The organism is Kribbella sp. NPDC056345 (assembly GCF_042262745.1).
Taxonomy (GTDB): domain Bacteria; phylum Actinomycetota; class Actinomycetes; order Propionibacteriales; family Kribbellaceae; genus Kribbella.
This window is the reverse complement of the sequence record NZ_JBHJQQ010000003.1, coordinates 187,500-208,336: the sequence shown is the minus strand read 5'-3', so window position 1 is coordinate 208,336 and position 20,837 is coordinate 187,500. Positions and strand designations below refer to the sequence as shown.

Here is a 20,837-nt window from a genome sequence, read left to right as displayed (position 1 = left end):
GGCGGCAGGCTCTTCGGCGACACGATGAACGCGTTGTGTCGCCGAAGAGAGGATGTTGCCGTGACCAGTGGGTTCAGCCGTCGGAGTCTGCTCGGAGTGGGTGCGGGCGTTGGTGCGGCGCTGGCGGTTGGTACGCCGGCCCTCGCTGCGCGTTCGTCGCGCGAGGAGACGCGGTCCCTGGATGAGCTCTACCGTGCTGCGGTCGCCGAATCGGGACGGTTGGTGGTCTACGCGGGTGGTGATCGCCAGCTTCAGCCGGATGCGACCGTCGCTGCCTTCGAGGCACGGTTCCCCGAGATCGACATGACCATCGTGGTCGACTACAGCAAGTTCCACGACGTCCGGGTGAACAACCAGTTGGCGACCGGAACGCTCGTACCGGATGTGGTTCAGCTGCAGACGCTGCAGAACTTCCCGCGCTGGAAGCGGGAGGGGAGGCTGCTGCCGTACAAGCCGGCCGGCTTCGGCAAGGTGTACGACGGCTTCAAGGACAGCGACGGTGCCTGGACGGCCATCAACGTCTTCGCGTTCAGCTACATCTACAACGTCGCCGGGGTCGGCGGCAATGCGCCGGCGTCGCCCCGTGATCTCGCGGATCCACGGTGGCGCGGCCAGGTCGCCTCGGCCTACCCGAACGACGATGACGCGACCCTGTTCCTGTTCAAGCGGTACGTCGACGCCTACGGCTGGGGCTGGCTTGCTCAGCTGGCGCAGCAGGAGCTCTCGTTCGCGCGCGGCAGCTTCACCCCGGGAACCGCAGTCGCAGAAGGCCGCAAGGCGCTCGGGGTCGGCGGATCGGGTAATCCCCGGGCGACCGGTGCGACCCGTTGGGTGGTGCCGGCCAAGGATCCGTTCATGGCGTGGGGCCAGCGTGCGGCGATCTTCGCGGCGGCGAAGAATCCTGCGGCCGCGAAGCTGTACCTGAACTGGCAGATCAGTCAGGAACGTCAGCAGGCGTCGTCCAACGGCTGGTCCGTGCGCACGGACGTTGCCCCCGGCACCGGCCTGCGCCCGATCTGGACCTACGCGAATGCCGACCTCGACGGCTTCCCGGCCTTTATGGCCGACCGGGCCGAGGCCGAGCGCTGGCGCCAGACGTTCAGCCTGTACTTCGGTGAGGTGACCGGCGCCCCCAGTTCGGGGTGGCTGGGACTTCACCCGGGCCGCTGACAACCGGCCGGTTCGGGACAGGTGGATACACTCGGCGGCATCTGCCGAAGGTGCCGCCAGCCGAAGGAGCCACCGTGTCCCGGATCGCCGTGTCGCGCCTCGAGATCGCCGTACACGCAGCGTTCTTCCTGCTGGTGATCGGTTCGTTCAGCCGGCTGCTGAGCCTGAGCTCCTGGCTGTGTGTCTGGATCGTGAGTCTCAGCGTGCTGCTGTCGGCGGGCTACGCAGTGACGGTCTGGGCCGGGGAGCGACTCGGTCGCGGCCAGCTGCCGATGATCGCCGCAGTGACACTGATGTGGGTGCTGCTGATCACCACGGTGCCGGCGACCTACGCAGCGGTGTACAGCTGGCTGGTCATCCCGTTGGCCTGCCTCTTGCTGCGGTCACTGCCCGTGCCGGTCGCACTTGTTGCCATCGGCATCATGACTGGTCTGCTCGGTCTGACCTTGTTCCGGCGGTCCGCGGGCTTCGACCTGTTCCTGCCGCCCGCCGCGGCGTTGTGGGCAACCGTTGCGCTGTATGCCCGACAGCAACGTGACTCCGCGGTGCGGCAGCAACTGATCGACGAGCTTGAACAGACCCGGGCGGAGCTGTCCCACCAGCAGCACGAGGCCGGCATGCTCGCCGAGCGCGCCCGGTTGGCTCGGGAGATCCACGACACGATCACCCAGGAGTTGGCCGGTAGCCGGATGCTACTGCAGGCTGCGGATCGGGAGTGGGGTTCGGATCCTGCCCGCGCCCGGGAGCGGGTCCGCGGAGTCACCGAGATGCTGGGACAGAACGTCGTACAGGCCAGGCGGTTGATCGCCGACCTGACTCCGGCTGAGCTGGAAGACGGTGGGCTGGAGGTTGCGTTGGCGGAGTTGTGCCGACGTGAACGGGAGTACGGTCCGGAGGTTGTGCTGACTACGACGGGGGAGCCCAGGCAGTTGAGCTCCTCGGTGGAGAGCGCACTCCTCCGGACGGCGCAGGGTGCGCTGGCCAACGTCCGGGATCACGCTCAGGCGGATCGGGTCGAGGTGGTGCTGGACTGGACGGGGGAGACCGTCAGCCTGCAAATAGTTGACAATGGCAACGGTGTCGACGACCGAGCGTCCGCTGCCGACCGGGGCTTCGGCCTGCCGTCGCTGCGCGAGCGCCTCCGGGGACTCGGCGGGACTGTGACGCTCGACAGCACTCCCGGACGCGGTACGGCGTTGACCGCCTCGGTGCCGATCGGAACGGTGACCGGATGAAGGTCCTGCTCGTTGACGACCACGTGGTGGTTCGTGCCGGTCTGCGCGCCCTGCTCGAGGGCGAGCGCGGCTTCGAGGTGATCGCGGAGACCGGCGACGGTGAGGAGGCGGTCCGGCTCGCCCAGGTGCTCGAGCCCGACCTGGTGCTGATGGACCTGCGGCTGCAGGACAGCGCGATCGACGGTATCGAGGCGACCCGCCGGATCGCGCTCGCCGTACCGCAGGTGAAGGTCGTCGTACTGACCAGCCATGGCACCCGCACCGACGTTGCGCTCGCGCTGGCCGCAGGTGCCCGTGGATACGTCCTGAAGGCCGGGCCGCCCGATGACCTCTTCCGCGCGCTGCGGACGACGTACGACGGCGGCGCGGGAATCGCGCAGGACGCGGTCGGGCTCCTGGTCGGCGAGGTGGTGGCACCCACCACGCCACTGACCGACCGCGAGCTCCAGATTGTCAGACTCCTCGCGCAAGGTCGCAGCAACCGGGAGATCGCCGCCGACCTCCACCTCAGCGAGGCCACCGTCAAGACGCACCTGATCCGCATCTACCGCAAACTCGGCAGCAACAACCGGGCCGGCACCGTGGCCGAAGCGACCCGCCGCGGCCTCCTCCACTTCGCTTGATCCGGAAAATCGGGGGCAACTTGTCGGTGGGGCATGTGACGATGCCGTCATGGGAAGCTCAGAGATTGTGCTGCGGGCAGCGACAGCTGACGACCACGACCAGCTGTGGGGTCTGTTCGCCGCGGCGATGATGTTCGACAGTACGTCGTCCGATCTGGATCGGGAGCTGTTCGAGCCCGAGCGCGCCTTGGCTGCGACGGACGGCGACCTGCTGGTCGGTACGGCGAAGGCTCTGAGCCGGGATCTGTCCATTCCAGGTGCCGTGGTGCCGGCGGCGCACGTGACCGGGGTCGGCGTTCGTGCGACCCACCGGCGGCAGGGGATCCTTTCCCGCTTGATGAGCCGGCAACTGCGTGAAGCGCCGGAGGCGCTGGCGGTGCTGTGGGCAAGCGAAGCCGCAATCTACGGTCGGTTCGGTTACGCCCCGGCCGCCCGGAACGTTTCGTACGAGATCAACTTGCACAGAGTGATGCCGCATCCCGTCCCGCGCGGCGCTGACCGCATCGAGGAGCTGCCTGCGGAGGATGCGGCCGCCCAACTTGCGCCGTTGCTCCGGGCTTTACAGGTGAGCCGGCCCGGGGTGTCAGGCCGGTCGGAGCTGCTCTGGCGGAAGCGGCTTCTGGACAAGCCCGAAGATCGTGGCGGCGCGACAGCACGGCAGATTCTGGTCCACCGCGATGCCACGGGCGCCTTGGACGGCTACGCCCTGTGGCGCGGGAAGATGAACTGGGCAGCCGAAGGAGCGGCCAACGAGGTGGTCCTGGAAGAGCTCGTCGCGACCGACCCGACGGCGTACCACGCGCTGTGGCATCACGTGCTGACCCTGGATCTGGCAGGCAAAGTTCAGTACGGCCACGCCGCAGTCGACGAGCCGCTGCAGCAACTGGTGAGCAACCCGGCCGCACTGGTCCGCCGGCTCGGCGAATCCCTGTGGGTCCGGCTCACCGACGTCAGCCGCGCCCTCGCGCAACGCCGCTACGCCACTGGCGTGGACGTCGTACTCGAGGTGACCGACGACCTCATCGAGCACAACAACGGCCGGTTCCACCTGACCGGTGACTCCCAGACCGCCACCTGCGAACGCACCGAGGCCGCTCCTGACCTGTCCCTGTCGGTAAGCGAACTCTCCGCCACGTACCTCGGCGGCCGCTCGTTGGCAGAGTTCGCCGCCACCGGCCGGGTCACCGAACACACGCCCGGCGCCCTGGCCGCCACCGCAGCCGCACTGACCTGGCCGACTGCACCCACCAGCATCGAGATCTTCTAGCTCCTGGCTGAGTAGTTGTACCGATTCCGGGGGTGGGGGAGTTGGGCAGGCTGCAGGGTATGTCGAAGATCTGGGTGTTCTGCGGGGCTGTGATCGTCACGATTGTTGCCATCGTGCTGGTCGCGATCGCCGACGTACCGCTCGAGCAGATCCTGTTGCTGTTCCTCGGCGTTCTGTGTCTGCTCTGGCTGGTTCTGCTGCTGACTGTGCCGTGGAACCTCTACTTCCAGGCCCAGGCGCTGATTCACGAGATCCGGACGAGCCGTGACCGCGGCATCGACGTACCGGCCGAGCGGGAGCCGGAGGCACGACGGATTGCCGCGCGGATGCGCTGGTTCGCGGTCGGCTCCCATCTGTTGTCCGCGGCACTCGTTGCCTTGATCACCTATCTGTCCGGTGGCGCGATCGGCTACTACCTGGCCGGCCTCTACCTGGTCAGCACGTTCTTCCGCCCGGCCGGCGCCTATTTCAGCTATCTGCGCGACCGGATGACCGCCATGCTGCAAGACGTCAAGCACCCTCGCGACGACCTGATCGAGACCCTTCGCCGCCTGGACACCCTGAAGACCGACCTCAAGGCTTTGCAGGCCACATCGAACGATCAGGACCTCCGCCTCTCACACCTGGAGCAAGGCCTGGCCACCGCCGAAGCCAGCGCTGTCGCCCGGGACCGAGCCTTGCACGCCAAGGTCGACTCCCACGCCCGTCAGTTCGAACACTCCCTGACTCGCCTGACCGACAACCAGGAAGTCATCGCCGGCCTCAAAGCCTTCCTCCGCCTGACCCGCTCAGAACTCAGCTGACCGGGTGTTATGGACGGACGCGAATGATGGTCTTGCCCTTGGCTCGCTCGGTCGGGTTGAAGGCGGCCACTGCATCATCGAGGGACGCGACGTTCCCGATGACCGTGCGCAGTCGTCCTTCCCGCACTCGCTGGGCGAGCTGACTGAGCTGGAGGCGGTCGGCCTCGACGACGAAATCGATCGCCAGACCATCGGCCGGCTGTGCCTCGGGCGGGCCGGCGATGGTCACCAGCGTTCCGCCTGCCCGGATGAGGCTCGCGGACTGCTTCTGCATCTCCCCGCCGAAGATGTCGAACACGAGGTCGACACCACCGACGTCGGCCAGCGAGTCCGCCTCCGGATCGACGAATTCGTGCGCACCGAGGTCCAGCGCGGTCTGCCGATCACCGGCCCGTCCGGTGCCGATCACATACGCACCGGCGTCGCGGGCGAGTTGGGTCACCATCGAGCCGACGCCACCTGCGGCGCCGTGCACCAGCACGCTCTGCCCGACCTGAAGGCGGCCGTGCACGAACAACCCCTGCCACGCGGTCAAACCCGAGATCGGAAGACTCGCGCCGACCGTGAAGTCGAGGTCACCCGGCAAGGGAGCGAGGTTGCGCGCCTCTACCGCAACGTACTCCGCCAGCGTGCCGTCACGAGTCCAGTCCGTGAGTCCGAACACTCGCTGGCCCACCGACAAGCCTCTCGTGCCGTAGCCGAGAGCACAGACCACACCCGCGACCTCGTGCCCAGGAACCGATGGCGTCCGGTCGCGACCAAGACGATCGGTCCACGTCGGGTCCCAGTCCAGTTCTCCGGTGGTGAACCCCGACGCATGAACCTCAACCAGTACGTCGTTTCCTGCCGCCTCCGGCTGCGGATGGTCCACCAGCTTCATCCCGGCCGTACCCGCGGCCTGATCCGACACCACGATCGCCTTCATTGCGCACCTCTCTGTATCCAGCCCATACGTGAAAGCTAACCCGCGCGGACCGCCGGATCTGGATCCACTTCAGGCTCCCGAACAGGAACCAATCAGTGCGGATCGTTGGTCTGCAGCGAGTCGCCGGTTGTGGACACGTAGACGACCAGGAGCTTGGCCGGCTCGGTCTTGCTGGCATTGGCAGCGACGACGTGGTGGGCACCTGGATCTTCGAACCAGTTCTCGCCTTGGCGGTACGTCGTCGCGGGACTGGCGTCGACCTTGCTCAGCACCGAGCCTTGCAGGACGTAGGCGTACACGAAAGCTCGCCCATGCCGATGTGCCGGTGCTGCTCCGCCCGGCGGGAAGTCCACGATCTGCGACGTGAACGTGCCTTGGACGTTGGGTAAGGCCTGCTGGAGAAGAACATTCACGGCGGGCGGCGACGGCGCGGCCGTCGAGGTTGCAACAGGGACGCTCGCAGTGCCGGCCCCGCAGGCTGTCGCGGTTGCCAGCGTGGCAACGACCAGCAGGCGACCGAGGCTGCGAGTGTGGCGCGTCCGGTCGAGGATCTGATCGATGCTGAGGGCAAACGTGTTCACGGGCGCGAGGGCCAGCAGCAAGGCCGCGGACGCGGCGGCGAACACCGAAGCGCTGAGCGGTGCCTCCCATCCCAGGAACAACCCCATCGACACGGCGAATCCGATCAGCAAACCGGTAGCGGCCCACGCAGACCAGCGCACGAGGATGCCCATCAGCAACGTCAAGCCCAGCACCGACTCCGCGGCGGTTGCGACCCACGCGGCGGCGTCGTGGAGCGCGTTCGGCACGTACGGCGAGAGGGTGTGCGCGTAAGCGACGTACGCGGAAAAGTTGCCCCACCCAACGGATCCCGTACCCGGCGGACCCCACAGGCCGAACCGATCGGCAACGGCGGACAGGAAGCCTGCCGCCAAGGCAAGGCGCGCGAACACAGTCGCAACGGACCACAGACGTTCGTTCTGTGCTGCGGTCTTCAGGTTTCCGGCTGTCAACATGATGCCGAGGCTAGCCAGCTCCCAGCGCCGAACCTGGGGCCATTTACGATCCGCGAACGGGAACCAATCGAGTTACTGGAGGGCTCGCACCAAGGCGTCCAGCGCACCTGACCAGCCGCTGGCAGAGGGCGCAGCGAATCCCACGGCCACACCGTCCCGGTCCGAGGTGGAGCCAGGGTTGCGGAACAGCGCGAGGGGCTCGATCGCGAGCTGTTCGCGGGCGGCACGGCGTACGAGTTCGGCTCCGCTTCGACCGGGTTGTTCGAGGATGACGTGCAGTCCGGCGGACATCCCGGTCACGCGTGTCGTGGGACAGTGCCGGCTGATCGTCTCGACCAGCTGCTGCAGTCTGCGGCGGTACTGCGCGCGCGTCGTACGGATGTGCCGGTCGTAAGCCCCCGACTCGATGAAGTCGGTCATCGCGAGCTGGTTGACGAATCCGACGGATTCCTCCGCCCACCCTTTCTCCGCGACGATCGAACCGACCAAGCGATCCGGTACGACGAGCCAGCCCAGACGCAGCCCAGGAGCCAGCGATTTGCTCGCGGTGCCCAGGTACAGCACCCGATCGTGGTCCAGCACCTGCAAGGCGCCGACGGGGGACCGGTCGTACCGGAACTCACCGTCGTAGTCGTCCTCGATGATCAGCGTGCCCCGCCGACGGGCCCAGTCCACCACCGCTGCCCGCCGGTCGGACTGCAGCGCCACCCCCAGTGGAAACTGGTGCGACGGCGTGAGCAGCACCGCGCCCAGATCGGGGATCTCGTCCAGGGCGGACACATCGGCGCCGCCGGCGTCGACCGGCAGCAGGACGGGTTCGATCCCGGCTTTCAGCAACGCCGGGCGCTGGGTGTGCAGACAGAACTCCTCGATCGCCACCTTGGTGACTCCCGCGTTCGCGAGCACCGTGGCGGCGAGCCGCAGGCCCTCCGCGGCTCCGCTGCAGACGACGACATTGTCTGCGTGTGCCCGTAAGCCCCTGGCCCGGGCGAGGTAGCGGGCGACGACATCGCGCAGTTCACTCCGGCCCTGCGGATCGGTGTAGCCGAACGCCTCGAACGGTGCGTTGGTCACCGTGCGCTTCACCGCGCGAATCCACTCGTCCCGAGGGAACGACGAGAGGTCGGGATACCCAGGGCGCAGGTCGTGCACGAGCCGCGGCCGGGCCGCGGGGACCCGCGGCCGCGCTCGTTGCCCTACGAGCTCCGCCGAGCGCTGCGAGACCTCGGTACCCGAGCCGTGCAACGCCGTGAGCCAGCCCTCGTTGATCAGCTCCGAGTACACGCGGACGACTGTGCTGCGGCCGAGCCCCAGGTCGGCCGCCAGCACCCGGCTCGGCGGCAGCGGCGTCCCTGGGGCCAACCGGCCGGTCCGAATCGCATCCCGGAAGGCATCCATCAGGCCCGCGCGAACGTTGCGGCCGGTGCCCTCGACGGCACCCAGGTGCAGGTCGAGACCTGATGTTCGGGGACTGCGGGACGCCGGGTCACTCACATCGGGCAACGATACGGGCGCACATCGAAAGTGGATGCAGGCGGCCGCTCAGTCCAGGTGGTCAGCGAGCACCTGCTCCTGCCTGGTGGAGCTGGGTGTGCTCTTCGGGCCGCGAAGGGCGATGTAGACGAAGAGCACACCCAGGACGGCGACGCCCGCCCACATGGCCTGCTGCCAACCGTCGACGAAGGACTGCTGCGCGGCATGCACCAGGTCCCTGGCGTGCGAGCCGGTGCTGGGTGCCACCGCGGTGGCGTTGGCGATGCCTTCGCGGGCGGTCTCCGCGGCGGCCTCCGGAATGCCGCCGAGCCGCTGATCGATAGCCCTGCTGTAGCCGGCGGACACCAGTGCACCGAGCAGGGCGATACCGAGCGCCGTACCGAACTCGCGAGTGACGTCGTTCAGCGCCGAGGCGACGCCTTGCTTCGCGCGTGGCAGCGAAGCCGTGATGGCCTCGGTGGACGGTGTCATCGACAAACCCATTCCGATGCCCATGGCAAGCATGCCGGGCAGGATCGACAGGAATCCGCCGTCGGCAGAGACGAACAGCGCCATCACGGCCATCCCCAGACCGGCGATCGCGACACCGGTGGCCATCGTCGAGCGGGTGCCGACCCGGGCGGCGAGCAGGGGAGCGAGGCCCGAGGAGACCATCATGATGCCGGCCATCGGCATCATCGCGACCGTGGACAGCAGACCCGACCAGCCGAGGACAGCCTGGAAGAACGGGAACATGACCACAGAGATCCCGGCCTGTACGCCGAAGACCACCAGCAAGGTGATTGAGCCTCCGGCGAGACTGCCCTCCCGGAACAACCGCACGTCCAGCAACGCGGCGTCCCGCCGGCGCAGCTCCCAGGCCACGAAGCCCACAGCTGCGAGGAGGCCGACAAGGAGGCTGAGCATGGTGACAGGGTCCGTCCAGCCGCGCTCCGGGGCTTCCTGCAACACGAAGATGAGGCTGATCACGGCGACCGTGGAGATCAGTGCACCGAGGGTGTCGAAGCGGTGGACGGACTGCTCGCGGGAGTTGGGGACCGAGGTCACCGTCATGGCCAGGGCGACCACCACCAGAGCCACCGGCAGTGCGAACAGCCAGCGCCAGTCGGCGATGTCGACGAGCAGCGCGGACAGGAACATGCCCAGTATGCCGCCGGCGCCGGCGACACCGGTCCAGACGCCGATCGCCTTACTGCGCTGGTCTTCGGGGAAGGTCGACGTGATGACTGCGAGGGTGATCGGCATGATCATCGCCGCGCCGACTCCGCCGGCTACTCGTGCGGCGAGCATCACCTCTGCTGTCGGCGCCATACCCGCGACGAGGTTCGCGACGCCGAACACGGCCAGACCGGCGATCAGCATCGGCTTTCGGCCCAGCCTGTCGGCGATGGCGCCGAGTGGCAGCAGCAGCGCGGCCAGGGTGAGTGTGTAGCTGTTGATGATCCACAGGATCGTGCTCTGGGAGGCGCCGAACTCGACCGCCAGGTGGACCTGCGCGACGTTCAGTCCGGTCACCGACGCGATCACCGCCATCAGCGCGACCGATACAGCGATCAGGATGGTCCGCAGTTGCCTTGTCATTGTTTCCTCTCGAATGGGCGGAGTCTCTGCAGACGACGGTAGGTCGGCGTTGCTCATAGGGCATAGGCTGTTGCTCATGACGCAAGAATCTGGTGATCTGGACAGCCTCGTACGCAAACGCATCCGCGCTCTGCGGGTGGCGCAGGGCTGGTCGCTCGACGAGCTGGCCAGGCGCGCCAACCTGAGCCAGTCCTCGCTCAGCCGGATCGAGAACGGTCAGCGCCGCCTGGCGCTCGACCAGCTCGTCACCTTGGCGCGCGCTCTCGATACGACGCTCGACCAACTCGTCGAGACAGCTGCCGACGACGTGGTCAGCAGTCCCACGGTGGACAACGCGCACGGGCAACTGCGCTGGACCGTCAAGGCCGACCCCGGTATGAGCGTCGTACGTCAGCGCATCACCGAACCGCCGCCCGACAATCCGGCCCGGATGCGGGCCCACCCGGGACGCGAATGGCTCGTCGTCCTGTCCGGCACGGCGATTCTGATGCTCGGCCACCACCGCTTCCGGCTCGAGACCAACCAGGCCGCCGAGTTCCCCACGATGATGCCGCACGCCATCGGTACCGAAGGTGGCCCGTGCGAGATCATGGGGATCTTCGACCGCGACGCCGGCCGCGGCCATCGCAGCGGAGGTCTCGAGTCTGCCGCGGAATGACGGTGGATTCTTGCGCAAGCGGCAGGAAATCATGGGATTGCCTTGCGTAACTTGCATGATCCTATGCCAGATGCGCATAGGCGACCTACGGTGAAGACATGTCACCAGCCCACGACCACAGCCCTGCCGATGGCCACCACGCCGACATCCTCGACCTGGATGCCGAGATCCTCACCGAGCACACGGCTTCCATCGCCGAGTGGCTCCCGCTGAGCGCGGTCCCGGGCCAGATCGTCGACCTGGGCTCCGGCACCGGAGCGGGGACCTTCGCCCTGCTGGACCGGTTTCCCGACGCGCACGTCACCGCCGTCGACGCGTCCGTCGAACATCTGCAACGCCTGCGGTCAAAGGCCTGCGACCGCGGCGTCGACGATCGCGTGCACACGGTGCAGGCCGACCTGGACGGTGCGGCCTGGCCAGATCTCGGTACGCCGGACCTGGTCTGGGCGTCGGCGTCGATGCACCACATGGCCAACCCCGACCAGGTACTGCGCGCCGTCCATGACCTGCTCGCTCCCGGTGGCCTGTTCGCCGTCGTCGAACTGGCCGGCTTCCCCCGGTTCCTTCCCGACGGCGTCAGCAGCGACCAGCCCAGCTTGGAAGAACGGGTGCACGCCGAGGCCAACCGCCTGCAAGCCGAACACATGCCCCACCGTGGCGCTGACTGGGGCCCGAAACTCACCGCGGCCGGCTTCACCGTCGAGGGCAAGCGCACCCTCACGGTGAACATCGACGGTTCCCGCAACGAAGCGATCGCCCGCTACGCCCTCAGCGGCCTCCAACGCTTCCGCAAGGGCGTCGCCGACAGACTCTCGCCCGCGGAGCTCGCAGAGTTCGACCAACTCCTCGACACCGACGGCCCGCACAGCATTCTGCTCCGCAACGACGTGGCAATGCGCACCGAGCGCACCGTGTGGGCCGCCCGCCGTACCTGACAGCTTTAACCCGCGACGAAGGTCTTGATGCTGTACGGCGGCAACTGGGTGTCGAAGGAGCCGTTCGTCATGGTGATGGCCGGGTCAGCGGAGAGCGTCCGGTTCGCGGTGGTCACCCAGGTCGAGACCGTCGTGGCCGTGGTGTCCCGGAGGGTGAACGGCTGGTTCACTGCCGACGAGTTCTTGTTGACGGCAACGATGACGATCCGGGATCCGTTCTTGAACGCGGTGATGAAGACGTTCGCCTCGGGTTTCGCGGTCGCGGTGATCCGGAGGTAGCCGGGCCGGACCCACTTCGAGAAGTGCGCCATGTTGGCACCGCGTTTGCTGATCCGACCGTCCTCGCGCATCGGACCGTAGGAGCGGCGGATGTACCACCACACGTACGTCTGGAACCGGCCGTCCACCAACGCGCGGTGCATGTGCTCACCCACGTCGAGTGCCTGCGGCCAGAGATCGCCCGAGTCGGCAGTGCTGTTCGGGTGATAGACCTCCGTCATCCACAGCTCCTTGCCGGCGCCCTTCTCGCGGAAGAGCGGGTAGGGGAGATCGGCGGGCTGGGTGCCGTAGAGGTGAGCGCCGAGGATGTCCACGTTCGCCAGGGCCGCGGGATCCTGCAGGATGGGGTCGGAGGCGGTCTTGCGGTACTGGAAGGATTCGGGCGCGATCACGCGGGTGTTGATCGCGCCGGCGTTCTCCCGCAGGAACCTGACCATCTCGGCCGGCGTCCATGCCGTCCAGTCGTGCGCGTAGTCCGGCTCGTTCTGCACCGAGACGCCGTACAGGGTCGTTCCGTTGTTGCGCATGAAAGTGGCGAAGTCGTTCAGGTGCTGGGCATAGGCGCCGTACGCGTTGTAGCGGAGTCGCTTGCCCCCGGAGAAGGTCTCGGCCATCGACGCCGGCGGGTTCCACGGCGAGGCGATGACCTTGGCTCCGAGCTCAGTGGCGCGCCGGGCGGTGGCGACCTGGCGACTCCAGTCGTCGCGGTTCTCGGGGACCGGGATACGGAGGACGGTGAAGCCCAGCTGTCCTGAGCCATTGCCGAAGGCGGTCTCCCGCTGCTCGGCGGTGAGGTCAGGGATCCAGCCGGGATGGTTCATACCGCCGAACCCCTGGATCTTCTGCTGCACGATCGACGGTTCGACGACCACCCGGGTCGCCGCTGTCGCGGGCGGTGCCGTCACCGCTAACACCGGTACGGCGGCACCTGCGGCCAGCAGCGACCGTCGGCGTAGGAGGGGTGAGTTCAGGTCTTTGGGGTCCATGGCATCTCCACGAGGTCGGTCTGGGGCGGCGGCCGATGTTCGTCGAAGCGGTTCGACGGACCGAAACCATGATGACCTGCGGAGTCACCGTTGAGAAGATCAACGCGTTCGTGGCTAGTGCGGCTTGTTGCTGAGTTCGGTTCGCAGCTGGTCGGTGGTCAAGGTGATGTCAGTGACCTGTCCTGCGAGGTTGGGGTGGCTGTCTCCGAGCCCGGCGCCGGCCTCGGCCAGGGGAGTCAGCAGGGATGCCGTGTCGCTGTCGCCGAGGGCTTGGAGGAGGCGGTCGGCGGCTTCTCGGGTATCGGGGGCGAGGTTGTCCAGTGCGGTGATCTGTGCGGCGAGCCGGCGCAGCATGGCGGCGTTGTCCCGGGCCCACCTGGTGACCGCGCGGTCACCAGCTCGGCGGTCGCGGGCTGCCTGGACGCGTTGTTCGCCGGTCATCCCTTTGGGGTCGGTGGCATGGGAGTTCAGCCGCAGGTAGCGGCGCTCGGCGGCCTGCCGGCTGGCCACACCGAGGGCGGGGGCGATCGCGGCCCAGCTGGAGCCGCGGTCGCGGGCGGCACCGATCAGGAGCGGCTCCCAGACGGCTAGCTGGTCCTGCACGGCCCGGAGGCCGGCCAGTGCTGCGAGCACGTCCGTTGAGCTGACGGCTTCGGGCTCTTGCTCGGTGAGTTGCCGGACCGTTTGGTCGACGGTGGTGAACGCGGCCTGGGGTTCCCCCGGCGTGCCGGGGATCGTGTCAGCGGCTGCCATTGGCCACCGTCCCTTCTGGCTCTCGTGTCAGCGCTTCGATGACACGAGACTCTTGTCATCGGTTCGATGACATGTTATATCAGAAGTGCGTGTTGACACCATCGACAGACGAGTATCTGAGGAGGTGCAGGACGATGTTGATACGCACCGACCCGTTCCGCGAGTTCGACCGGCTGGCCCAGCAGTTCTTCGGTAGCCAGTCGCCGGGTACGTGGTCCCGTCCGACCGCGATGCCGATGGACGCCTACCGTGAAGGCGACCAGTACGTCGTCGCGTTCGACCTGCCCGGGATCTCCCCGGACGCGATCGACCTGGACATCGAGCGCAATGTACTGACAGTGAAGGCCGAGCGGCGGCCGGTGGAGCTGGCCGAAGGCGCCGAGATGCAGGTCTCCGAGCGTCCGCTGGGGGTGTTCTCCCGGCAGGTGTTCCTGGGTGACACCCTGGATGCGGACCGGATCGAGGCGGGCTACGAGGCCGGCGTACTGACACTGAAGATCCCGATCGCCGAGCAGGCCAAGCCGCGCAAGATCGCGATCACGGCCGCCGAGGGCGACCACCGACAGATCGACGCCTGACGCGCCGGCTGCCACCACGTGGGAGGCACGGCCACAGCCGTGGTGGCTGTGTCTCCCCGGCAGACACCGTGAACGCGGCTGTCCACCAGTCACACCCGCGGCATCACCGCGGTCGACCGACCGATGCGTACTCGCAATGCCCTTTCAGGAGATCCGCCATGACCGCGCCGCCGACCGACCCGTACACGATTCTTGGGGTAGGTACTGGGGCGTCGGACGACGATCTCGATCGTGCCTTCCGTGGCTTGGTCCGTCAGCTCCACCCGGATACGAGGGTCACGTCGGCCGGGCACGACGCCGACGTTCGCCTGCAAGAACTTCTGGATGCCTACGCCACCTTGCGCGACCCGATCCGTCGGGCCGCCTACGACCGCGCTCGTACGATCGCGGCGAAAGTGAAACCCACTGCCCCGGGCCCGCTGCGGGGCAGACCGCAGATCCGGGTCGGCCCGGTGTACTGGGAGCCGCTGTGAAGGGTTTGCCGTGCCGGTTACTTCCTCATACGCCGCATGTGCTGGGCCGGCAAGGGAACCGCATCTGTAGGACGTGAACCTGCAGAGCGGAAAGGAAGCCCTGATGACGAGCGCACGTGATCTGATGACGGCCGGCGCCGAATGCATCGGTGAGAACGAGACCCTGGTGGAGGCCGCGCGCAAGATGCGCGACCTGGATGTCGGGGCGCTGCCGATCTGTGGCGAGGACAACCGGCTGAAGGGCATGCTGACCGATCGCGACATCGTGGTGAAGTGCATTGCCGATGGTGGTGAGCCGGGCAGTGCGACCGCGGGGCAGTTCGGTGCGGGCAAGCCGGTGACGATCGGTGCCGACGACAGTGTCGAGGAAGCCCTGCGCACGATGAGCGAGCACCAGGTCCGCCGCCTGCCGGTGATCGACGGCCACGACCTGGTCGGCATCATCGCGCAAGCGGACATCGCCCGGCACCTGAGCAAGGGCGCCACCGGCGATCTGGTCCAGGACATCTCGGCCGCTCAGGTCTGATCTGCTCCCATACTGGCGCGGCGACGGCTCAAAGCGATGCCAAGGGCAACCATCGCCAGGCCGGACAGCAGGCGGGCAGGTCTGCGTGGCGGCATCGGTTGGTGGGTACCGGTCTCTGATGAGCACCCCTGACGACGCCGCTGTGCTGGTTGCCGATCGCTACCTGCTGGGGCAGCCCTTGGGGCGCGGGGGAATGGGCGAGGTCTACCGCGCCACCGACCGGGTGCTCGGTCGGGAGGTGGCGATCAAGTTCCTGCTGCCAGTCCGGGAAACCCTGGCCTCGGCCGAACGGTTCGAGCGTGAAGCCCGCGCCGCAGCGATGATCTCGGACGCCCACGTGGTAGCCGGCTACGACTTCGGGCGGCACCGAAACGGGTACTTCCTCGCGATGGAGCTGGTCGAAGGCTGCACCGTCAGTGAGCACCTCAGGCGCAACGGACCGCTCGATGCTGGGCAGGCCGTCGAGATCATCCGACAGGCCGCGGCCGGCGTAGCAGCTGCTCATGCGGCAGGCATCATCCACCGCGATCTCAAACCTGCGAACCTACTGCTCACCGAGAGCGGCCAGGTGAAGGTCGCTGACTTCGGCATCGTCCGCTTCCTCGACGACACCACGACGACTCTGACCACAACCGGCCAGATCGTCGGGACCAGCCACTACCTCTCGCCAGAACGCGCCCTGGGTGAACCGGCCGACCGTCCGTCGGACGTGTACGCCCTCGGGTGCGTGCTCTACCAGCTCGTGACCGGTCACCCTCCCTTCATGGGTGAAGAGCCCGCGTCGATCATGTACCAGCACGTCGAGACCGCCCCGGTTCCGCCCAGCGACCTTCGCCCAGAGCTGGCCGGGGGAGTGGAGGCGCTGCTGTTCTGGATGCTCGCCAAGGACCCCGCGCAGCGACCAACCGCAGCCCAGGTAGCGCAAGGTGCGACGCCACCTGCCGATCCGATGAGCAAGACGACCATCATGACGCACCCGCCACGACGACCGCGCAAAGCACTGGCCGCGGCAGGGTCCGCTCTAACCCTCCTACTCGCCCTGACCGTCGGCCTTCTGCTCGATGCGGATACCACCAAGCTCCCCACAACAAACGAGCTGCGACCCGAATCGACCCGCACCACACCGGCAGCCAAGCCCAGCCTTCCCCAACCACCGCCCACCAGCACCTCGAACCGCACCACCGTTACGCAGTCGCCGAAGCAGACCCAGAACACCAATCCGCCCAGCAGGTCCGGCAAACAAGACGGCCTCGAGTCCTCGAAGCCGGACAAGAATGACCGCCCAGCCACCGACAAACCCAAAAGGCCGAAGAAGCCCAAACCCTGATCGGCGGGCTTCTTCGGCGGGGTTGTCGAATTCCGGGGGGCGGGTTCGTGGACTGGGTAACCGGACCGAACACGGTCCCTCGCGCCAGGAGAACCACGATGAACGACCGGACCAGCCGAGTTGCCCGCCCCTTCCGGTTCGGGGTCGTCGCGCCGATCACGACCGACCTGCCGGCATGGCGAGATCGGGTGCGCCGGATCGCCGGCCACGGCTACTCGACATTGCTGATGCCCGACGTGCCTACTTGGCAGCCGGCACTTGGCCCGACGCTGGCGACTGCGGCCGCGATCGCTGACCTGCGGATCGGTTCGTGGGTCTATGCTGCCGCGCTGCGCGAGCCCTGGAGTACGGCGTGGGAGGCGCACTCGCTTTCAGTACTCACGGACGGCCGTTTCGAGATGGGGATCGGGGCCGGCCGTCCCGGGATCGAGGTCGAGCTGGGGCTGCCTGCCGTCTCGCCGGCTGAGCGTCGTACCAGGATGCGCGAGACCGTGGCCGCCCTGCGGAGGTATGACGGTCCCGATCTGCACACGCCGGTAGTCATGGCGGTGAGCGGGCCGAAGTCGCAAGAGTTGGCGCTCGAAGTCGCCGATGCGGTCACTTTCGTACTGCCGACCGACGATGATCGGGCCGAAACGACGAACCGGGTACGCAACTTCCCGGGAGACCGCGCCCTCGAACTCGGCCAGCACGTCGCCGCAGTCGGTGACCGGGTCGCTCCGTTCATGGCACCGCCCGACCTCGACACCGCAGCACTCCGCGCGGTTGACTCGCTCGTCATCCTGCCGAGTGATCCCGAGGCAGCAGCCGACGAGATCCAGCGCCGCCGCGAGGAGATCGGCTTCTCCTATTTCGTCATCGGTGCCGACTTCGCCGACACCCTCGCGCCCGTCGTGTCCAAGCTGGCCGGCCAGTAGACAGCGCCACCAAACCCCGCTGACAGCACCGGGTTTCGCGAAACGTGAGACAGTTGGCGTATACGCCCGCCCCGGGTTCACTCCGGCGGGCGTCTCACCCCGGAGCGGACGCCGCCTCATCCTGGCGCGTTTCACCGCTCCCGGTCATTTCGCACCATTCCACGCCAGGACCGGCTACAAGCACCAATTCACAAGGGAGATCTCCCATTACTGCCTTTGCGCTCACGCCGATCCTGGCCGCCCCTCGCACCCTTACCGACATCTACGGCCCGGGTATCGCCGTCTGCGCTCGCCCCGCCCAGGAACCGGCTGTGCCGTCGAGCAGGCATCGCAACACCCGCGACGTCCTGTCCGCCCGCCCGCTGGCCATCGCCGCCGACACCCCGGTCATCACCAGCGCGGGCGGCACTGAGCCCAACCTCCTCGCCGCCCTCCGCGACGGCGGCCTGCCCGTCGGCACCGATCCACGCGAGTTCCGCACCGAGGCCGAGTTCGCCGTCCGCGTCACCGAAGCTCTCAGCGACGGCCTGCTCATGTCCATGGAATACCCGCAGCCCACGGCCTTGTACCCCGACGAACGCTCCGTGAAAAGCGCCGAGCTCGTCGGCTACCTCAACAACAAAGCCAGCATCAGCACCTTCGTCGACCCCCGCTTCCAGGCCCGCCGCCAGATCGTCACCATCGACGAGCTCGCCGAAGCCACCCCCGCCGAGAAGTCCTGGGTGCTCAAAGCCGCCACCAACGCCGCTCACGGCGCCAGCCTCGACGTCTACCTGCACCGAGCCGGGGAGCCGGTGATCCTGCCGGCGTTCACCGACATCCTCACCGAGGTGGTCGTCGAGGAGTACCTCAGCATCCACCGCAACTGGGGAGTCCAGCTCTACGTCGCCGCCGACGGCCGGGCCCGCCTGCTCGCCGTGACCGACCAGCGCATCGACGCCGAGGGCGTCTACACCGGCGGCCGCTTCGGGCTCGTCTTCCCCCTGCCCGCCGACCTGCTCACCGAATGCCTGGCGATCGCCCAGCGTGCCGCCGACGTCGGCTACCGCGGCATGTGCAGCCTCGACTGCGCCCAGACGTACGACGGCAAACTCGTCATGCTCGACCTCAACTTCCGCATCACCAGCGGGTCCATCCCGCTGCTGGCGCTGCACACCATCCGCCCCGACGCCCTGGACCGTCCGTCGGAGTCGACGAAACTCACCACCTCCGCACCCATCGCCACACTGCTGGCCGAGCTGCGGCCCGCACTGCAGCGCGGAGGGCTCATCGTCACCGGCGGCCACGACACCCGCCGTACCGACAACACGATCAACCAGGCCACGCTGCACCTGATGGTCTTCGGCGACGATCACGACGACGTCACCGCCCGCCGCACCGAGCTCGAAGTCAAGTACAACCACCGCGCTTCTTAAGCGTTTACGCATCAGCAGACAGCTGCTGTGTGTCGTAGTGAGGCTGTCGCGAGGTCTTGTCACTTAAGCGCGTAAGTGCCACTCTGAGCTCCGGGCCTGCCCGAGGAGTCACTGGCTCCCGGCCTTCACCTTGGCCCTCGGTTGTATCCGCCCCGGGCGTGACTGCCCGCAACCTCAAGGACCGATCATGAAACTCGCTTTACTGAGGATGGGAGCGCTCCCGGTACTCCTGCTGTCGCTACTTGTCGTCCCTTCGTCCCCGGCCCTGGCCGAGCCCGAGGCGCCGGCGCCGGCGGCCGCGCCGGGCTTCAAGATCAGCGGCCGGAATCTCCTGGATGCCAACGGCACGCCGTTCGTGATGCGCGGCACCAGCCACCCGCACATCTGGTACCAGGGCGAAACCAATTCGTACGCCGAGATCGCCGGCCTGGGGGCCAACACCGTCCGGGTGGTGCTCGGCAGCGGCCAGCGCTGGGGTCCCAGCCCCGCCGCTGACGTCGCCAACGTCATCAGCCTGTGCAAGGCGAATCGGCTGGTCTGTGTGCTGGAGGTGCACGACACGACCGGGTACGGCGAGGAGGCTGCCGCCGCCACCCTGGATCAGGCCGTCACCTACTGGAACAGCATCCGCGACGTCCTGATCGGCCAGGAGGCTTACGTCCTGATCAACATCGGCAACGAGCCGATCGGCAACACCAACCCGGGGCAGTGGACGACCGCCACGGCGAACGCCGTACAGCGCATGCGCACCCTGGGGTTCGAGCACACACTGGTCGTGGACGCGCCGAACTGGGGCCAGGACTGGAGCAACACCATGCGCGACAACGCGCAAACGGTCTGGAACGCCGACACCCAGCGCAACACGCTCTTCTCCGTCCACATGTACCAGGTGTACGGAACGGCGGCGACGATCAAGAGCTACTTCGACGCGTTCGCGCAGGCGGGCCTGCCGCTGATCGTCGGCGAGTTCGGCCACGAGCACCAGGGCCAGAACGTCGACGAGGACACCATCATGGCCGAGGCCCAGACCCGCGGGATCGGCTGGATGGCCTGGTCGTACAGCGGCAACACCGAGCCATATCTCGACCAGACGGTGGCCTTCAACCCGGCGCAGCTGACGACCTGGGGCCAGCGGGTCTTCACCGGACCCAACGGAGTCTCCGAGACCTCGCGATGCGCGACAGTGTACACCGGCTGTGGCTCCGGCGGTACGGCCCCGGCCGCGCCCGGTGGGCTCGCCATCACCGGTACGACGTCGAACTCGGTCTCGCTGTCGTGGACCGGCTCGTCCGGGGCAACCCAGTACCAGGTGCAGCGCGCCGCCGGTGCCTGCGCCGCGGGCAGCACCTTCAGCCAGGTCGGCAGCACCGCCGCCGCGACCTTCACCAACACGGGGCTGGCGGCGAACACGCCGTACTGTTACCGGGTCACGGCCTCGAACTCGGCCGGCACCTCCGGGCCCTCGGGAACGGTCACCGGTACGACGACCAGTGGCGATCCGGGAGGCGGCTGCTCGGCCGTCTCCACCGTGCAGAGCCGGTGGGACGGCGGGTACATCGTCCAGCCGGTAACGGTGACCAACACCCGGACGTCGGCGATCACCGGATGGCAGGTGACGTTCACGCTGCCGGCCGGGCATGCGATCGCCGGTTCCTGGAACGCCTCACTGTCCGGGACCACCGGCACGATCACGGCCACCAACCTGACCTACAACGGCAAGCTGGCCCCCGGTGCGAACGCCACCTTCGGCTTCCAGGTAACCAAACCCGGCGGGGACGCTCAGACCCCGAGCGGGTTCACCTGCACTGCCTCGTAATCTCGATCATCCCTTCGGGCTGGGCCGAAAGCGGTCGCGGGGCGCCGAGCGGGAACGGAG

Annotated in this window: 20 protein-coding genes; 14 read left to right on the top strand and 6 right to left on the bottom strand. The window is 67.7% G+C overall.

Going from position 1 to position 20,837, the window contains the following annotated elements; all coding sequences use genetic code 11:
• The first annotated feature begins 60 nt into the window (after positions 1-60).
• The 5 genes from ACFCV3_RS11970 to ACFCV3_RS11950 all read left to right on the top strand — a co-directional run bounded on the left by ACFCV3_RS11970 (position 61) and on the right by ACFCV3_RS11950 (position 5,098).
• Entirely contained in the window at positions 61-1,170 is a 1,110-nt protein-coding gene (locus ACFCV3_RS11970) for an ABC transporter substrate-binding protein (protein ID WP_376029162.1), read from the top strand.
• Positions 1,171-1,244: 74 nt separating this feature from the next.
• On the top strand, positions 1,245-2,405 hold the full coding sequence (locus tag ACFCV3_RS11965) for a sensor histidine kinase (RefSeq protein ID WP_376029160.1): 1,161 nt from the start codon (positions 1,245-1,247) through the stop codon (positions 2,403-2,405).
• On the top strand, positions 2,402-3,028 hold the full coding sequence (locus ACFCV3_RS11960) for a response regulator transcription factor (protein ID WP_376029158.1): 627 nt from the start codon (positions 2,402-2,404) through the stop codon (positions 3,026-3,028). The genes ACFCV3_RS11965 and ACFCV3_RS11960 overlap by 4 nt, the downstream gene beginning before the upstream one ends.
• 49 nt (positions 3,029-3,077) lie before the next feature.
• Positions 3,078-4,295, top strand: coding sequence for a GNAT family N-acetyltransferase (locus ACFCV3_RS11955; protein WP_376029155.1), 1,218 nt, complete (start codon positions 3,078-3,080; stop codon positions 4,293-4,295).
• A gap of 59 nt (positions 4,296-4,354) precedes the next feature.
• Positions 4,355-5,098, top strand: a complete 744-nt coding sequence (locus ACFCV3_RS11950) for a hypothetical protein (protein WP_376029152.1) — start codon at positions 4,355-4,357, stop codon at positions 5,096-5,098.
• Positions 5,099-5,105: 7 nt separating this feature from the next.
• Here ACFCV3_RS11950 and ACFCV3_RS11945 read toward each other — a convergent pair whose 3' ends face one another.
• The 4 genes from ACFCV3_RS11945 to ACFCV3_RS11930 all read right to left on the bottom strand — a co-directional run bounded on the left by ACFCV3_RS11945 (position 5,106) and on the right by ACFCV3_RS11930 (position 10,114).
• Positions 5,106-6,023, bottom strand: a complete 918-nt coding sequence (locus tag ACFCV3_RS11945; RefSeq protein ID WP_376029149.1) for an NADP-dependent oxidoreductase — start codon at positions 6,021-6,023, stop codon at positions 5,106-5,108.
• Positions 6,024-6,115: 92 nt separating this feature from the next.
• Positions 6,116-7,039, bottom strand: a complete 924-nt coding sequence (locus ACFCV3_RS11940) for a cupin domain-containing protein (RefSeq protein WP_376029148.1) — start codon at positions 7,037-7,039, stop codon at positions 6,116-6,118.
• A gap of 72 nt (positions 7,040-7,111) precedes the next feature.
• Positions 7,112-8,533 carry a PLP-dependent aminotransferase family protein gene (locus ACFCV3_RS11935; RefSeq protein ID WP_376029145.1) on the bottom strand — a complete coding sequence of 474 codons (1,422 nt, stop codon included), beginning with the start codon at positions 8,531-8,533 and terminating at the stop codon, positions 7,112-7,114.
• A 48-nt stretch (positions 8,534-8,581) separates the two neighbouring features.
• Positions 8,582-10,114 (bottom strand): MFS transporter, encoded by a 1,533-nt coding sequence (locus ACFCV3_RS11930; RefSeq protein WP_376029143.1) that lies wholly within the window; start codon positions 10,112-10,114, stop codon positions 8,582-8,584.
• 76 nt (positions 10,115-10,190) lie between these two features.
• Between ACFCV3_RS11930 and ACFCV3_RS11925 the strand changes: the two genes are divergently transcribed.
• Together ACFCV3_RS11925 and ACFCV3_RS11920 are read left to right on the top strand one after the other, a co-directional pair.
• Complete coding sequence (locus ACFCV3_RS11925; RefSeq protein ID WP_376029140.1) at positions 10,191-10,772, top strand: helix-turn-helix domain-containing protein; 582 nt, start codon at positions 10,191-10,193, stop codon at positions 10,770-10,772.
• 98 nt (positions 10,773-10,870) lie between these two features.
• Positions 10,871-11,707, top strand: coding sequence for a class I SAM-dependent methyltransferase (locus ACFCV3_RS11920; RefSeq protein WP_376029137.1), 837 nt, complete (start codon positions 10,871-10,873; stop codon positions 11,705-11,707).
• Between the two features lie 5 nt (positions 11,708-11,712).
• Here the strand turns inward: ACFCV3_RS11920 and ACFCV3_RS11915 are convergent, their stop codons facing one another.
• Both ACFCV3_RS11915 and ACFCV3_RS11910 read right to left on the bottom strand, forming a co-directional pair.
• Complete coding sequence (locus ACFCV3_RS11915) at positions 11,713-12,972, bottom strand: glucuronoxylanase (RefSeq protein ID WP_376029134.1); 1,260 nt, start codon at positions 12,970-12,972, stop codon at positions 11,713-11,715.
• 114 nt (positions 12,973-13,086) lie between these two features.
• On the bottom strand, positions 13,087-13,725 hold the full coding sequence (locus ACFCV3_RS11910) for a hypothetical protein (protein WP_376029132.1): 639 nt from the start codon (positions 13,723-13,725) through the stop codon (positions 13,087-13,089).
• 134 nt (positions 13,726-13,859) lie between these two features.
• Between ACFCV3_RS11910 and ACFCV3_RS11905 the strand changes: the two genes are divergently transcribed.
• The 7 genes from ACFCV3_RS11905 (at position 13,860) to ACFCV3_RS11875 (ending at position 20,777) form a co-directional block, all read left to right on the top strand.
• A complete protein-coding gene (locus tag ACFCV3_RS11905) occupies positions 13,860-14,303 on the top strand; it encodes an Hsp20/alpha crystallin family protein (protein ID WP_376029129.1) in 444 nt (147 codons plus the stop codon).
• A gap of 158 nt (positions 14,304-14,461) precedes the next feature.
• A complete protein-coding gene (locus ACFCV3_RS11900; protein ID WP_376029127.1) occupies positions 14,462-14,776 on the top strand; it encodes a J domain-containing protein in 315 nt (104 codons plus the stop codon).
• A 103-nt stretch (positions 14,777-14,879) separates the two neighbouring features.
• On the top strand, positions 14,880-15,302 hold the full coding sequence (locus ACFCV3_RS11895) for a CBS domain-containing protein (protein ID WP_376029124.1): 423 nt from the start codon (positions 14,880-14,882) through the stop codon (positions 15,300-15,302).
• Positions 15,303-15,420: 118 nt separating this feature from the next.
• Positions 15,421-16,629 carry a protein kinase gene (locus ACFCV3_RS11890; RefSeq protein ID WP_376029121.1) on the top strand — a complete coding sequence of 403 codons (1,209 nt, stop codon included), beginning with the start codon at positions 15,421-15,423 and terminating at the stop codon, positions 16,627-16,629.
• Between the two features lie 98 nt (positions 16,630-16,727).
• On the top strand, positions 16,728-17,546 hold the full coding sequence (locus ACFCV3_RS11885; protein ID WP_376029118.1) for an LLM class flavin-dependent oxidoreductase: 819 nt from the start codon (positions 16,728-16,730) through the stop codon (positions 17,544-17,546).
• Between the two features lie 311 nt (positions 17,547-17,857).
• Positions 17,858-18,961 carry a hypothetical protein gene (locus tag ACFCV3_RS11880; RefSeq protein WP_376029115.1) on the top strand — a complete coding sequence of 368 codons (1,104 nt, stop codon included), beginning with the start codon at positions 17,858-17,860 and terminating at the stop codon, positions 18,959-18,961.
• Positions 18,962-19,148: 187 nt separating this feature from the next.
• Positions 19,149-20,777 carry a cellulase family glycosylhydrolase gene (locus tag ACFCV3_RS11875; protein WP_376029114.1) on the top strand — a complete coding sequence of 543 codons (1,629 nt, stop codon included), beginning with the start codon at positions 19,149-19,151 and terminating at the stop codon, positions 20,775-20,777.
• The last annotated feature ends 60 nt before the right edge of the window (positions 20,778-20,837 follow it).

Coding starts and splice junctions, on each gene's coding strand:
- ACFCV3_RS11960 (WP_376029158.1), top strand. CDS start 2,402: ATGAAGGTCCTGCTCGTTGACGACCACGTGGTGGTTCGTGCCGGTCTG.
- ACFCV3_RS11955 (WP_376029155.1), top strand. CDS start 3,078: ATGGGAAGCTCAGAGATTGTGCTGCGGGCAGCGACAGCTGACGACCAC.
- ACFCV3_RS11950 (WP_376029152.1), top strand. CDS start 4,355: ATGTCGAAGATCTGGGTGTTCTGCGGGGCTGTGATCGTCACGATTGTT.
- ACFCV3_RS11945 (WP_376029149.1), bottom strand. CDS start 6,023: ATGAAGGCGATCGTGGTGTCGGATCAGGCCGCGGGTACGGCCGGGATG.
- ACFCV3_RS11940 (WP_376029148.1), bottom strand. CDS start 7,039: ATGTTGACAGCCGGAAACCTGAAGACCGCAGCACAGAACGAACGTCTG.
- ACFCV3_RS11930 (WP_376029143.1), bottom strand. CDS start 10,114: ATGACAAGGCAACTGCGGACCATCCTGATCGCTGTATCGGTCGCGCTG.
- ACFCV3_RS11925 (WP_376029140.1), top strand. CDS start 10,191: ATGACGCAAGAATCTGGTGATCTGGACAGCCTCGTACGCAAACGCATC.
- ACFCV3_RS11920 (WP_376029137.1), top strand. CDS start 10,871: ATGTCACCAGCCCACGACCACAGCCCTGCCGATGGCCACCACGCCGAC.
- ACFCV3_RS11915 (WP_376029134.1), bottom strand. CDS start 12,972: ATGGACCCCAAAGACCTGAACTCACCCCTCCTACGCCGACGGTCGCTG.
- ACFCV3_RS11910 (WP_376029132.1), bottom strand. CDS start 13,725: ATGGCAGCCGCTGACACGATCCCCGGCACGCCGGGGGAACCCCAGGCC.
- ACFCV3_RS11905 (WP_376029129.1), top strand. CDS start 13,860: ATGTTGATACGCACCGACCCGTTCCGCGAGTTCGACCGGCTGGCCCAG.
- ACFCV3_RS11900 (WP_376029127.1), top strand. CDS start 14,462: ATGACCGCGCCGCCGACCGACCCGTACACGATTCTTGGGGTAGGTACT.
- ACFCV3_RS11895 (WP_376029124.1), top strand. CDS start 14,880: ATGACGAGCGCACGTGATCTGATGACGGCCGGCGCCGAATGCATCGGT.
- ACFCV3_RS11890 (WP_376029121.1), top strand. CDS start 15,421: ATGAGCACCCCTGACGACGCCGCTGTGCTGGTTGCCGATCGCTACCTG.
- ACFCV3_RS11885 (WP_376029118.1), top strand. CDS start 16,728: ATGAACGACCGGACCAGCCGAGTTGCCCGCCCCTTCCGGTTCGGGGTC.
- ACFCV3_RS11875 (WP_376029114.1), top strand. CDS start 19,149: ATGAAACTCGCTTTACTGAGGATGGGAGCGCTCCCGGTACTCCTGCTG.